The 14,109-nt window shown below is 60.2% G+C and carries 9 protein-coding genes and 2 tRNA genes; 2 read left to right on the top strand and 9 right to left on the bottom strand.

What is annotated here, in order from left to right; translation table 11 throughout:
• Positions 1 to 83: 83 nt before the first annotated feature.
• The 9 genes from ABIE16_RS21520 to rnr form a co-directional block, all read right to left on the bottom strand.
• Positions 84 to 3,356 (bottom strand): DUF2126 domain-containing protein, encoded by a 3,273-nt coding sequence (locus ABIE16_RS21520; protein WP_429521883.1) that lies wholly within the window; start codon positions 3,354 to 3,356, stop codon positions 84 to 86.
• A gap of 367 nt (positions 3,357 to 3,723) precedes the next feature.
• Positions 3,724 to 6,027 (bottom strand): YgiQ family radical SAM protein, encoded by a 2,304-nt coding sequence (locus ABIE16_RS21515; protein WP_007994999.1) that lies wholly within the window; start codon positions 6,025 to 6,027, stop codon positions 3,724 to 3,726.
• 188 nt (positions 6,028 to 6,215) lie between these two features.
• Complete coding sequence (dnaB, locus tag ABIE16_RS21510) at positions 6,216 to 7,613, bottom strand: replicative DNA helicase (RefSeq protein WP_007915846.1); 1,398 nt, start codon at positions 7,611 to 7,613, stop codon at positions 6,216 to 6,218.
• A gap of 122 nt (positions 7,614 to 7,735) precedes the next feature.
• Positions 7,736 to 8,182: a 50S ribosomal protein L9 gene (gene rplI, locus ABIE16_RS21505; RefSeq protein ID WP_007973276.1), complete on the bottom strand. Its 447-nt coding sequence runs from the start codon at positions 8,180 to 8,182 to the stop codon at positions 7,736 to 7,738.
• A 19-nt stretch (positions 8,183 to 8,201) separates the two neighbouring features.
• Positions 8,202 to 9,095 (bottom strand): hypothetical protein, encoded by an 894-nt coding sequence (locus ABIE16_RS21500; protein ID WP_056725445.1) that lies wholly within the window; start codon positions 9,093 to 9,095, stop codon positions 8,202 to 8,204.
• A 36-nt stretch (positions 9,096 to 9,131) separates the two neighbouring features.
• Positions 9,132 to 9,362, bottom strand: a complete 231-nt coding sequence (gene rpsR, locus ABIE16_RS21495; RefSeq protein ID WP_002551829.1) for a 30S ribosomal protein S18 — start codon at positions 9,360 to 9,362, stop codon at positions 9,132 to 9,134.
• A gap of 28 nt (positions 9,363 to 9,390) precedes the next feature.
• Positions 9,391 to 9,813, bottom strand: coding sequence for a 30S ribosomal protein S6 (rpsF, locus tag ABIE16_RS21490; RefSeq protein WP_008048087.1), 423 nt, complete (start codon positions 9,811 to 9,813; stop codon positions 9,391 to 9,393).
• A 318-nt stretch (positions 9,814 to 10,131) separates the two neighbouring features.
• Positions 10,132 to 10,899 (bottom strand): 23S rRNA (guanosine(2251)-2'-O)-methyltransferase RlmB, encoded by a 768-nt coding sequence (gene rlmB / locus ABIE16_RS21485; RefSeq protein WP_007973273.1) that lies wholly within the window; start codon positions 10,897 to 10,899, stop codon positions 10,132 to 10,134.
• On the bottom strand, positions 10,896 to 13,523 hold the full coding sequence (gene rnr / locus ABIE16_RS21480; protein ID WP_429521882.1) for a ribonuclease R: 2,628 nt from the start codon (positions 13,521 to 13,523) through the stop codon (positions 10,896 to 10,898). Before rnr ends, rlmB begins: the two co-directional genes overlap by 4 nt.
• A 225-nt stretch (positions 13,524 to 13,748) precedes the next feature.
• Here rnr and ABIE16_RS21475 point away from each other — a divergent pair.
• Positions 13,749 to 13,835 (top strand) — tRNA-Leu (locus ABIE16_RS21475).
• A gap of 167 nt (positions 13,836 to 14,002) precedes the next feature.
• Positions 14,003 to 14,089: transfer RNA gene (locus ABIE16_RS21470), tRNA-Leu, on the top strand.
• The last annotated feature ends 20 nt before the right edge of the window (positions 14,090 to 14,109 follow it).

Here is a 14,109-nt window from a genome sequence, read left to right as displayed (position 1 = left end):
GCTCGGCAGACAGCAATGAACGGTCAGACTAACGCAGGCTCGTGACGCCCGGATATACGAAAAATCCGAGCGTCGCGTACGGTTTAGAAACGTCGCAAATCGAGTGTCATCGGCAACTCGTCGCTGATTTCCAGATTGGGTACAGGAAACTTTCCCGGCGTGTGTCCGATGCGGAAGAAACGCGCCATTCGCCGGCTTTCCGCTTCGTTGGCATTCACCGGCAAACTGTCGTAGTTGCGCCCGCCCGGATGGGCGACGTGGTACTGACAACCGCCCAGCGAGCGCTGCATCCAGATGTCGAGCAGGTCGAACACCAGGGGCGCGTGGACCGCAATGGTCGGTTGCAGGCAGTTAGCCGGTTGCCAGGCACGGAATCTCACGCCCGCGACGAATTCGCCTACACGCCCGGTGGGCTGCAATGGCACCGGAATGCCGTTGCAGGTCAGCAGATATCGCTGGGGCGGCAAGCCGCTGAGCTTGACCTGCAAACGCTCCAGTGACGAATCCACGTAGCGCACCGTACCGCCCATGGCGCCCTCTTCGCCCAGCACGTGCCAGGGCTCGAGCGCCTGGCGCAGTTCCAGCGCAATGCCGCTGACGGCGTAGTCGCCAACCTTGGGGAAACGGAATTCCAGATGCGCGGCGAACCATTCGGCCCGCACCGGATAACCGGCGGCGTTGAGGTCGACGATGACATCGGCGAAGTCTTGTTCGATAAAGTGCGGCAACAGGAAGCGATCGTGCAGCTCCGTGCCCCAGCGCGCCAGTTTCGGCGGCGCATAGGGCTCGCGCCAGAACCGCGCAACCAGCGCCCGCAGCAACAATTGTTGCACCAGGCTCATGCGCGCATGGGGCGGCATCTCGAACGCACGTAGCTCCAGCAATCCGAGGCGCCCGGTGGCACCGTCCGGCGAATAGAGTTTGTCGATGCAGAACTCGGCGCGGTGGGTGTTGCCGGTTACATCGATCAGCAGGTTGCGCAGCAGTCGATCCACCAGCCATGGCGGGCACTCCTCACCCGCTTCAGGCATCTGCGCAAAGGCGATTTCCAGCTCGTACAAGGCATCGTTGCGCGCCTCATCGACCCGCGGCGCCTGGGACGTCGGGCCGATGAACAATCCGGAAAACAGGTAGGACAGCGACGGATGGTTATGCCAGTAGCTGATCAGGCTGCGCAGCAGATCCGGGCGACGCAGAAACGGCGAGTCCCCCGGTGTCGCGCCACCCAGCACGAAATGATTACCACCGCCCGTGCCGGTATGCCGGCCGTCGATCATGAATTTCTCGGTGGTCAGCCGAGTCTGGCGCGCTTGTTCGTAGAGAAATTCGGTGCGTTCGACCAGCTCATCCCAGGTCGCGGACGGCTGCACGTTGACCTCGATCACCCCCGGGTCCGGGGTGATGCGCAAGTTGCTCAGGCGTGGATCGCTCGGCGGTTCATACCCCTCCAGCAACACCGGGCACATCAGCTCTTCGGCGGTGGCTTCGATGGCAGCGACCAGCTCGAGGTAATCCTCGACCCGTTCCAGCGGCGGCATGAACAGGTACAACCGGCCTTCCCGCGCCTCGGCACAGAACGCCGTGCGGGTCAGCCAGTCGGCGGATTCGTCGATGTTTGGCGCACGGTCTACTGCGACGGCTGCGCCTTGGCTCTGAAGCTGCCCTGTGTCGGGCAGCGTCGGGAAATCCTGATTCGGGTCCTGCGGATAAATGAACGGATACTCCGCCGCCTTCACCCAAGGCTGCGAACCCAGCGGCAAGCGATAACCGAGTGGAGAATCCCCCGGCACCAGACGGCAGTGCTCATCGCGCAGATACCAGCGCCCGCTCTGCCACTGGTCGCCCTTGGCGGTGCGCGCCAGCGGCAGAACCTGGCCGATGACCTTGTCCAGGCCTTGACTGAAGACCTTGCGCAGACGCGCACGCTCCAATGGCTCTTCCAGGCGTGAGTCTTCGGCGCTGACGTTTTGCGGCAACATGCCTTCGCGCCAGAGGTAATAGAAATTGTCTTCGTAGGCTGGGAACACAAAGCGTGTCGGAATCTTCAAGCGTTCGGCGACACTCGCCAGAAAACGCCCGGCCAGCGCACCGTCGGCGCCATAATCCTCCTGCTCGTCGGCGATCAGCGCGCTGTTGTGCCAGATCGGCACGCCGTCACGGCGCCAGTAGCAATTGAGCGACCAGCGCGGCAGTTGCTCGCCGGGATACCACTTGCCCTGCCCGAAATGCACCAGCCCCTGGGGCGCGTAGTGCTTGCGCATGCGCTGGAACAGTTCGGCGGACAACCGTCGTTTATCCGGCCCCAGTGCCGCGGTATTCCACTCGGCGCCGTCCGGGTCATCAATGGACACAAAGGTCGGCTCGCCGCCCATGGTCAGGCGTACATCGTCTTCCAGCAAGTCGGCATCGATCCGTCGGCCCAGGGCCTGGATCGCCAGCCACTGATCGTCGCTGTAGGGCTTGGTGACCCGTGGTGCTTCCCAAATCCGCTCCACGGACATTTCGTGGCTGAATTCGCACTCGCAGGGTTCCACCAAACCACTGATCGGCGCCGCAGAGGACGGATCGGGACTACAGGCCAATGGAATATGTCCTTCACCGGCAAACAGTCCGGAGGTCGCATCCAGGCCGATCCAGCCGGCGCCGGGCAGGTACACCTCGCACCAGGCGTGCAGGTCGGTGAAATCCACGTCGGTGCCGGACGGACCGTCGAGACTTTTGACGTCGGCGGTCAGCTGGATCAGGTAGCCCGACACGAAACGCGCCGCCAGCCCCAGGTTGCGCAGCAGTTGCACCAGCAACCAGGCGGAGTCGCGGCACGAACCGGAGGCCTGGTCGAGGGTGTGCTCAGGTGTTTGTACGCCGGGCTCCATGCGGATCAGGTAGTCGATGTCTTCGCTCAAACGCTGGTTGAGCGCGACGAGAAAGTCCACGGCGGGTAACGGTGTGCGGTCGATGCCGTCCAGGTAGGCCTTGAACTTCGGCGTCAGGGGCAGGGTTTCCAGGTACGGCGCCAGCTCCTTGCGCTCATCCGCGGCATAGGTGAAGGGGATTTTTTCCGCGTAGGGTTCGAGGAAGAAGTCGAACGGATTGAAGATCGCCATTTCGGCCAGCAGATCGACTTCGATTCGCAACTCTTCGGTTTTTTCCGGGAACACCAGCCGCGCCAGGTAATTGCCCTGAGGGTCCTGCTGCCAGTTGATGAAGTGCTGTTCGGGGGAGACTTTCAACGCATAGGACAGAATCCGCGTGCGGCTGTGGGCGGCGGGACGCAGGCGAACGATCTGCGGGCCGAGTTCGACAGCGCGGTCATAGCGGTAATGCGTGACGTGGTGCAATGCGACATGAATCGACACGGCGTGCCTCCTGCGAGCCTTGAGCGTATTGGAAAGCGCGCAAGACTTATGCCATCCAGCAGCGCTGGCGCTTTCTTCGGTTGCCTGAGGCAGTACAGCACCAAAATCGGGCGATGCGGGAAAATGGTTTGGCACAGGTGCACGTAAATGTGGCAACCAGCCAGAAATTGGTTGGCAATTCCGGCCTCTTCGCGGGCAAGCCCGCTCCCACAGGGTTTTGCTGTGAACACAAAACTGCGGACAACCCCAATAACCTGTGGGAGCGGGCTTGCCCGCGAAGAGGCCATTGGTTCCAGCACAAATGGTTGAACCCTGAAACGCAAAACGCCAACCCGAAGGTTGGCGTTCTGTTCAGTTCAAGCGAGGCTTAGCGCGGCACGACCGGCTTGCGGGTCGGCTTTGGCCCCTTGCCTTTGGCCGCATCCTTGCGTTCCTTGGCCGCCTGCTGGTTGCGGGCGAACGCCGCAGCCTTGGCCTGTTCACGCTTGTCCCACGGGTTGCCGCCATCGCTGGCACGTGGTGGCAGGCCGGTGTGCTGGGTCAGGATCTTGGTGGTCTTTTCCCCTGCAACCTTATGGCTGCCCGCCGGCGTCGAGTTCTTGCGACGGGCGCTCTGGTAGCTGTCAGTCGACGGCTGATGCAAAGGAATCAACTGGTTCTTGCCCGGCCCGATCAGGTCGGCGCGGCCCATGCGGGTCAGTGCCTCACGCAGCATCGGCCAGCCTTTCGGGTCGTGATAACGCAAGAACGCCTTGTGCAGTCGGCGCTGCTCCTCGCTCTTGACGATGGTCACCGCGTCACTCTTGTAGGTGACCTTGCGCAGCGGGTTCTTGCCCGAGTGGTACATCGCGGTGGCGGTGGCCATCGGCGACGGGTAGAACGCCTGCACCTGGTCGGCACGGAAGCCGTTGCCCTTGAGCCACAGGGCCAGGTTCATCATGTCTTCATCGGTGGTGCCCGGGTGGGCGGCGATGAAGTACGGAATCAGGTACTGCTCCTTGCCCGCTTCCTTGGAGTACTTCTCGAACATGCGCTTGAACTTGTCATAGCTGCCGATGCCCGGTTTCATCATCTGGTTGAGCGGACCTTCCTCGGTGTGTTCCGGGGCGATCTTCAGGTAGCCACCGACGTGGTGGGTCACCAACTCTTTAACGTACTCCGGCGATTCGACCGCGAGGTCATAGCGCAGGCCGGAAGCGATCAGGATCTTCTTCACACCCGGCAATTCACGGGCACTGCGGTACAACTGGATCAGCGCCGAGTGGTCGGTGTTCAGGTTCGGGCAGATGCCAGGGAACACGCACGATGGCTTGCGGCACGCGGATTCGATTTCCGGGCTCTTGCAGGCAATGCGGTACATGTTCGCGGTCGGGCCGCCGAGGTCGGAGATCACGCCGGTAAAGCCCGGAACCTTGTCACGAATTTCTTCGATTTCGCGAATGATCGACTCGTGGGAACGGTTCTGGATGATCCGGCCTTCGTGCTCGGTGATCGAGCAGAAGGTGCAGCCGCCGAAGCAGCCACGCATGATGTTCACCGAGAAACGGATCATGTCGTAGGCCGGGATTTTTTCCTTGCCATACGCCGGGTGCGGAATGCGCGCATAAGGCATGCCGAACACGTAGTCCATTTCTTCGGTGGTCATCGGAATCGGTGGCGGGTTGAACCAGACGTCGACTTCGCCGTGCTTCTGCACCAGCGCACGGGCGTTGCCCGGGTTGGTTTCCAGGTGCAACACGCGGTTGGCGTGGGCGTAGAGCACTGCGTCATTACGGACCTTTTCCACCGACGGCAGACGAATCACGGTCTTGTCGCGGGTCATGCGCGGGCTGGCCAGGATCTGCACGACCTTGGCTTCCTGCGGATCTTCAACCGGACCTTTTTCCTGCTCGATGGCGCAGGCCTGGGTGTCCTGGGTGTTGACGTACGGGTTGATGATCTTGTCGATCTTGCCCGGACGGTCGATGCGCGTGGAGTCGACTTCGTACCAGCCTTGCGGTGTGTCACGACGGATGAACGCGGTGCCGCGCACGTCGGTGATGTCTTCGATCTTGTGACCGTAGGACAGGCGCTGGGCGACTTCGACAATCGCACGCTCGGCGTTACCGTAGAGCAGGATGTCGGCGCTGGCGTCGATCAGGATCGAGTTGCGCACACGGTCCTGCCAGTAGTCGTAGTGAGCGATGCGGCGCAGGGACGCTTCGATGCCGCCGAGCACGATCGGCACGTGCTTGTAGGCTTCCTTGCAGCGCTGGCTGTAGACCAGGCTGGCGCGGTCCGGACGCTTGCCGGCCAGGCCACCCGGCGTGTACGCGTCGTCGGAACGGATTTTCTTGTCCGCTGTGTAGCGGTTGATCATGGAGTCCATGTTGCCGGCCGCGACACCGAAGAACAGGTTCGGCTCGCCGAGCTTCATGAAATCGTCTTTGGACTGCCAGTTCGGCTGGGCAATGATCCCGACGCGGAAGCCCTGGGACTCCAGCAGCCGGCCGATGATCGCCATGCCGAACGACGGGTGGTCGACGTAGGCATCACCGGTGACGATGATGATGTCGCAGGAATCCCAGCCGAGCTGATCCATCTCCTCCCTGCTCATGGGCAGGAACGGCGCTGGCCCGAAACATTCGGCCCAGTACTTGGGATAGTCAAATAACGGCTTGGCTGCTTGCATGTCGATAACCGGTGTTGGCTTTCATTGAATTTCGCGGGCGCGGAATATAGCACAAATTTTGACCAATTCCGACGGCCATGGTCGGAAATTGCGGTGACCCCATCGTGAGCAAGCTCGCTCCCACAAGTTCGGCGTGATCCTTGTGGGAGCGAGCTTGCTCGCGATGAGGACCGATCAGACGCTACAAATTATTCGTCATCATCGAAATTGTAGCTACCCGGCGCCAGGTTCTCGAAGCGGGTGTACTTGCCGATGAAGGCCAGGCGGATAAAGCCGATCGGCCCGTTACGCTGCTTGCCGATGATGATTTCGGCGATGCCCTTGTGCTCGGTCTCCGGGTGATACACCTCGTCGCGGTAAACGAACATGATCACGTCGGCGTCCTGCTCGATCGCTCCGGATTCCCGCAAGTCGGAGTTCACCGGGCGTTTGTTTGGCCGTTGCTCCAGGGAACGGTTGAGCTGCGAGAGCGCCACCACCGGGCAGTTGAATTCCTTGGCCAGGGCTTTCAGGGATCGGGAGATCTCGGAAATCTCGTTGGTCCGGTTGTCACCGCTGGAGCCCGGGATCTGCATCAGTTGCAGGTAGTCGATCATGATCAGGCCAACATCGCCGTGTTCACGCACCAGACGGCGGGTCCGGGCGCGCATTTCCGACGGACTGATGCCGGCGGTATCGTCGATGAACAGCTTGCGGTCGTTGAGCAGGTTGACCGCCGAGGTCAGGCGCGGCCAGTCGTCATCTTCCAGCTGGCCGGAACGGACCTTGGTCTGGTCGATACGCCCCAGGGAAGACAACATACGCATGATCAGCGATTCACCTGGCATCTCGAGGGAGTAAACCAGGACGGCCTTCTCGCTGCGCAACACGGCGTTTTCCACCAGGTTCATCGCAAAGGTCGTTTTACCCATGGACGGACGGCCAGCGACGATAATCAGGTCGGACGGTTGCAGGCCGCTGGTTTTCTCGTCGAGGTCGGTGTAGCCGGTGGACAGGCCGGTGATGGCGTTGTCGGTGTTGAACAGGGTGTCGATGCGGTCGATGGCTTTGGTCAGCAGGTCGTTGACGCCCACCGGGCCACCGGTTTTCGGTCGGGCCTCGGCGATCTGGAAGATCTGCCGTTCAGCCTCATCGAGAATCTCGGCGGCAGTGCGACCTTCAGGGTTGAACGCGCTGTCGGCGATTTCGGTACTGATACCGATCAGCTGGCGCAACGTCGCCCGCTCGCGAACGATCTGCGCATAGGCCTTGATGTTGGCGACGGACGGGGTGTTTTTCGCCAGTTCACCGAGGTAACCGAGGCCACCGACTTGCGAAGTCTGACCTTCCTTGTCCAGTTGCTCGGACAGGGTCACGACATCGATCGGCATGTTCTGATCGGCCAGCTTGGCGATCGCACGGAAAATCAGGCGGTGGTCATGTCGATAGAAATCGCCGTCGGAGACTTGATCGAGCACACGCTCCCAGGCGTTGTTGTCCAGCATCAGACCACCGAGTACAGCCTGTTCGGCTTCGATGGAATGCGGCGGCACTTTCAGCGCGGCGGTTTGCAGATCGTATTGCTCAGGAGCGGAGATATCGTTCATGGCCACTTGGTTCTTGGTGATAAAAAGCAGAGGTTTCAGAAAGACAAAGGGCACGACCTGTAAACAGGATCGTGCCCGATGTTACCGGCAAGCACCCGAGGGTGCCAGCCGACAAGTGCTGCTTAAGCTGCTACCACGACAACGCGTACGGTGGCTTCAACTTCGGCGTGCAGGTGCACGGCTACGTCGAATTCGCCTACGTTGCGGATGGTGCCGTTCGGCAGACGAACTTCGCTCTTCTGCACTTCAACGCCGGAGGCGGTCAGTGCGTCAGCGATGTCGTGAGTACCGATCGAACCGAACAGCTTGCCTTCGTCGCCAGCGGTGGCAGTGATGGTCACTTCCAGCTCGGCCAGTTGGGCAGCGCGGCTTTCAGCCGATGCTTTGCGATCTGCTGCAGCTTTTTCCAGCTCAGCGCGACGCTCTTCGAACGCAGCCAGGTTGGCTGGGGTCGCAGCGGTAGCTTTGCCGTAAGGCAGCAGGTAGTTACGACCGTAACCAGCCTTAACGTTCACTTTGTCACCCAGGTTGCCCAGGTTGGTGACTTTTTCCAGAAGGATCAGTTGCATGTGAAAATCCTCTTAACTTTTAACCTTCACCGTTCGCGTTATCGGCATCTTTCGGTGCCGAACGACCGCGAAAATCAATCAGGCTGTCGACGATGGCCAGGACCACCAGCAACGGATAGATCAGTTGCATGAACAGCAACAGCGTCACGTACAACCCCACCAGCCAGAACCTGGCCAGTCGCTTCTGCGCCACCAGCCCGTGAATCAGGGCCAGCCCGGCGAACACCAGCGGTACGCTGCACAACGGCGTCAACATGGCCATCTGTGAACCGAGATTCGGCCCCAGAAGCATGCACGCCAGCAGCAACATCGCCGGCAACAGCGGGATGCGGATGGCGCGAAACTCGCGACCAAAACCGCCCGGGTTGTACAACAACGCCTGCCAGTAACGCCCGACAAGCAGGCTCAGCAAGCTGACGATTTGCAACAACGCCGCAATCAGGCCGGTCAGGACCGGTGCAATCAGGGACGCGAAACGCGCTTGTTCGTCTACCGACAACTTCTGGTAGACATCACCGAGTAGCGACGGCATGACTTTGATCAAAGCCTGCGCCAGCATCTCGATCTGGGGAGCAAAAGCTGTCCCCAACACCACTGAAAACACCACTCCCATCGCTATGCTGACCAGCAGCACGCGGTTCCAGGACTCGCTTGCGCGCAAAACCAACGCAAGGCTCGCAGACCCCAGCAGCACCAGAAGTGCCCGTGGGTCGTCGGAGTATAGCCACCAGGCCAATGCCGGCAGCAGTCCCAGAGCAAGAACGCCCAGGGCGTCCCTCAATCCGCGCCGCAGGAGCACAAGGCATCCGGCGGCAGCACCCAACCAATACAACAACGGCAATGCCGCGCATCCAGCCACTACCAGAGTGGCCTGCATACGGCCGCGCATGATGAACTCAGCTATGGCCCGCATGCATTCAATCCTTTGCTACGTGTCGACTGCCTGGTCTCAGCGGCCGTGGCTGTCGGTGTAGGCCAGCAGGGCCAGGAAGCGGGCGCGCTTGATAGCGGTGGCCAGCTGACGCTGATAACGAGCTTTGGTACCGGTGATGCGGCTTGGAACGATTTTGCCGGTCTCGGATACGTAGGCTTTCAGAGTGTTGAGATCTTTGTAATCGATCTCTTTCACGTCTTCAGCGGTGAAGCGGCAGAATTTACGACGACGGAAGAAACGTGCCATGTAATTGGCTCCTTAAAAGGTCCGTGGATTACTCGTCAGCGTTATCGCTGTTGTCGCTGTCATCACTATCAGCGCTTTCAGCGCCTTCGTGCTCAGGACGGTCGCGACGCTCACGGCGCTCACTGCGGTTTTCTTCAGCCTTGAGCATCTCGGACTGGCCGGTAACGGCTTCGTCGCGACGGATGACCAGGTTACGGATCACTGCATCGTTGTAGCGGAAGTTGTCTTCCAGCTCGGCCAGGGCCTTGCCGGTGCACTCAACGTTCAGCATCACGTAGTGAGCCTTGTGAACATTGTTGATTGCGTAGGCCAGTTGACGACGGCCCCAATCTTCCAGACGGTGGATTTTGCCGCCGTCTTCTTCGATCAGCTTGGTGTAACGCTCAACCATGCCGCCGACTTGCTCGCTTTGATCCGGGTGGACCAAAAAGATGATTTCGTAATGACGCATGAATGCTCCTTACGGGTTGTAGCCTGCCGCTCAAAAGCGGTCAGACAAGGAGTGAATGACACTTATGGACTTGCGGACGCTAGACACGTTGGTGCCTGCCATCACAGCAAGGGGCGCAATTGTAGAGAAGGGGCGAGGGAGGCGCAAGGTAATTGGCGATTATTTGAACAGTCCGTTCGAACCACCAATCTTCAACATAACGCATAAACAATGTGGGAGCGGGCTTGCTCGCGAATGCGGTACTACATCCAACATCTTTGCTGAATGTTACTCCGCTTTCGCGAGCAAGCCCGCTCCCACATTTTGATTGCGTCGAGCTTAGGACTTCTTGGCAGCAGCCTTGGCTTTGACACTGCGCTGACGCTGCGCTTCGAACAGGCAGACACCCGTCGCCACGGAAACGTTGAGACTGCTGACGCTACCGGCCATCGGCAGGTTGACCAGGTAGTCGCAATGCTCTCGAGTCAGGCGACGCATGCCCTTGCCTTCGGCACCCATGATCAGGATGGTCGGGCCGGTCAGATCCTGGTCATACAGGCTGACCTCAGCTTCACCGGCCGTGCCGACAACCCACAAGCCGCGCTGCTGGAGCTTTTCCAGGGTGCGCGCCAGGTTGGTCACGGCAACCAGCGGAATCACTTCCGCCGCACCGCAGGCGATTTTTCGTACAACCGGAGTCAGGGTCGCTGACTTGTCCTTCGGCACGATCACTGCCAGCGCGCCCGCCGCATCGGCCGAACGCAGGCACGCGCCGAGGTTGTGCGGATCGGTCACGCCGTCGAGCACCAGCAACAACGGTGCGCCGTCGGTGCGATCGAGCAGCTCGTCGAGCATCGCTTCACCCCAGACCTGGCTCGGACTCACGTCCGCGACCACACCCTGGTGCACGCCTTCAACCCAGGCGTCCATTTCACGGCGCTCGGCCTGGCCGACCTGGACCCGGTTTTCGTTGGCCAACTCAATCAGCGTCTGGACCCGAGGGTCATTGCGACCTTCGGCCAACCAGATCTGCTTGACGCGTTTCGGGTGGTGACGCAACAACGCTTCTACAGCATGTACGCCGTAGATCTTTTCCAACTGACTCATGGCTTGGCCTTAGGTTTACGCGCCCCGCCACTCTTGGCTGGAGTCGAGCCCGCTTTTGGCGGGCCTTTACGATGTTTGCTCGGTTTGGCTGGCTTGCCGCCGACGGCCTTGTCAGGCGTCGACCGACTGGTCTTTCCCCCAGACGCCGCTTTACCGCCGCTTTTCGCACCGGCGAGCAACGCCTGCTTCATTTCACGACTTTTGCGCACTTCGGCGTTTTTCGCCGCTGCATCGCTCGGGCGATAGGCCTCTACAGCCTTTTCCTTGGCAGGACGACGACCGGTTTTCGCCGGGGCCGGTTCTGCTTCGACTTTCGCAGCGGGCGCCGTGCTTTCGGCACCACGCTTCTTGCGGCCGATCGGCGCGCTGATGGTTTTCTCGGCCATCTCGAAGTCGATCTTGCGTTCGTCGAGGTCGACGCGCATGACGCGCACTTCCACGGTATCGCCCAAGCGGAAGCTGCGACCGGTACGCTCACCGGCCAGGCGGTGGTGCACAGGATCGAAGTGGTAGTAATCGCCCGGCAGCGCGGTGACGTGCACCAGGCCTTCGACGTAGATATCGGTCAGTTCGACAAACAGACCAAAACCGGTCACGGCGGTGATCACACCCGGGAACGACTCGCCAACGCGATCTTTCATGAACTCGCACTTGAGCCAGTTCACTACGTCGCGGGTCGCTTCGTCGGCACGGCGCTCGCTCATCGAGCACTGCTCGCCGAGTTGCTCCAGGGCCGCCTCGTCGTACGGATAGATGCGCGCTTTCGGAATGGTCATCGCACCGGCACGGCGAACGTGCGGGGTGTTCTGCTTCGAATGGATCACGCTGCGAATCGCCCGGTGCGTGAGCAAGTCCGGGTAGCGGCGGATCGGCGAAGTGAAGTGGGTGTACGCCTCGTAATTCAGGCCGAAGTGGCCCTGGTTATCGGCGCTGTACACCGCCTGGCTCAACGAACGCAGCATGACAGTCTGGATCAGGTGGAAATCCGGACGATCCTTGATGCCGGCCAGCAGTGCCTGGTAATCCTTCGGCGACGGACCGTCCTTGCCTTTGTGCAGGGACAGGCCGAGCTCGCCGAGGAACGCGCGCAGCTTTTCCAGGCGCTCCGGTGGCGGGCCATCGTGAACGCGATACAGCGCCGGAATTTCGTGCTTCTTCAGGAATTCGGCGGTGGCCACGTTGGCCGCCAGCATGCACTCCTCGATCAGCTTGTGCGCATCGTTGCGCACGGTTGGACGAATTTCGGCGATCTTGCGCTCGGAACCGAAGATGATCCGGGTTTCCTGGGTTTCGAAATCGATCGCGCCACGTACGTGACGGGCCGCCAGCAACACCTTGTACAGCGAGTACAGCTGCTTGAGGTGCGGCACCACGTCGGTGTATTCACCGCGCAGCTTGCGCCCTTCGGTGGCTTTCGGCGTTTCCAGCATCGCGCTGACCTTGTTGTAGGTCAGGCGCGCATGGGAGTGAATCACCGCTTCGTAGAAGCAGTAGTCGGTCATTTCACCGGACTTGGAGATGGTCATCTCGCAAACCATGGCCAGGCGATCGACTTGCGGGTTCAGCGAGCACAATCCGTTGGACAGCTGCTCAGGCAGCATCGGAATCACGCGCTCAGGGAAGTACACCGAGTTGCCGCGAACCTGCGCTTCGGCATCCAGCGCCGAACCGAGTTTCACGTAGCTGGATACGTCGGCAATCGCCACGTACAGCTTCCAGCCGCCCGAGAACAGGCGCAGCTTGCCCGGACGGGCTTCGCAATAGACCGCATCGTCGAAGTCGCGGGCATCTTCGCCGTCGATGGTGACGAACGGCAGATGGCGCAGGTCGATGCGCTTCTCTTTGTCTTTCTCTTCGACTTCCGGCTTGAGCTTGCCGGCTTCCTTGAGCACGGCGTCAGGCCAGACGTGAGGAATGTCGTAGGTACGCAGGGCAACATCGATTTCCATGCCCGGCGCCATGTAGTTGCCCACGACCTCAACCACGTCGCCTTGCGGCTGGAAGCGTGGCGTCGGCCAGTGAGTGATCTTCACTTCGACGAACTGACCGATCTGCGCGTTGGCGTTACGACCCGGCGTCACCAGCACTTCCTGCTGGATCTTCGGATTGTCCGCAACCACGAAACCGATGCCACCCTCTTCGAAGTAGCGGCCGACGATGGTTTCGTGAGCGCGGGACACCACTTCGACGATCATGCCTTCGCGGCGACCACGACGGTCCAGGCCGGACACCCGGGCCAGGGCACGGTCACCATCGAACACCAGACGCATCTGCGCCGGGCTCATGAACAGGTCGTCACTGCCGTCGTCCGGCACCAGGAAGCCGAAGCCGTCGCGGTGACCGCTGATGCGACCCAGGATCAGGTCAAGCTTGTCCACCGGTGCATAAGTGCCGCGACGGGTATAGATGAGTTGAGCATCGCGCTCCATGGCGCGCAGACGGCGGCGCAGGGCTTCGATCTGGTCTTCTGTGGTCAGACCAAACTCTTCGACCAGTTGCTCGCGGTTAGCAGGCGAACCTCGATCAGCAAGGTGCTGAAGGATCAGTTCGCGGCTAGGAATAGGGTTTTCATATTTTTCCGCTTCACGAGCGGCCTCGGGATCGAGGGACTGCCAATCGGCCATTAGAGAGTTTTCACCTTGTCTATATGCGGGTTAGTTTGGCATAGGCGTAATGAAACGGGAAATTTCAAGCTAAGACGACCCATCTAAAGCCCTGTATCGACACATCAAAGCTGAATTGCAGACCGCTGGTGAATTTTTTCAGGTTTTTTTGTGGCCGGGGGTTTACAGTTAAAAAGACGCTCCGTATAGTGCGCGCCATCGACGACGGACAACGTTGCCGATACTGCCCAGATGGTGAAATTGGTAGACACGCCAGCTTCAGGTGCTGGTGACCGCAAGGTCGTGGAAGTTCGAGTCTTCTTCTGGGCACCAATTTCGAGCTTGAGATTAGTTCAATTTCAAGGCTCACACAAAAACCCGCGAAAGCGGGTTTTTGCATTTTTGACCACTGATTTATTAATTTTAAAATCAGGGGTTTACAGATCAAAACGCTCTCCGTATAGTGCGCCACATCAACAGCGGCAACGCTGAAGATGAATGCCCAGATGGTGAAATTGGTAGACACGCCAGCTTCAGGTGCTGGTGACCTTACGGTCGTGGAAGTTCGAGTCTTCTTCTGGGCACCAATTCAAATTCAAGGTTACGA

The sequence above is a fragment of the Pseudomonas sp. 2725 genome (genome assembly GCF_050434585.1).
GTDB classification, from domain to species: domain Bacteria; phylum Pseudomonadota; class Gammaproteobacteria; order Pseudomonadales; family Pseudomonadaceae; genus Aquipseudomonas; species Aquipseudomonas jessenii.
This window is presented reverse-complemented; position numbering and strand designations above follow the sequence as displayed.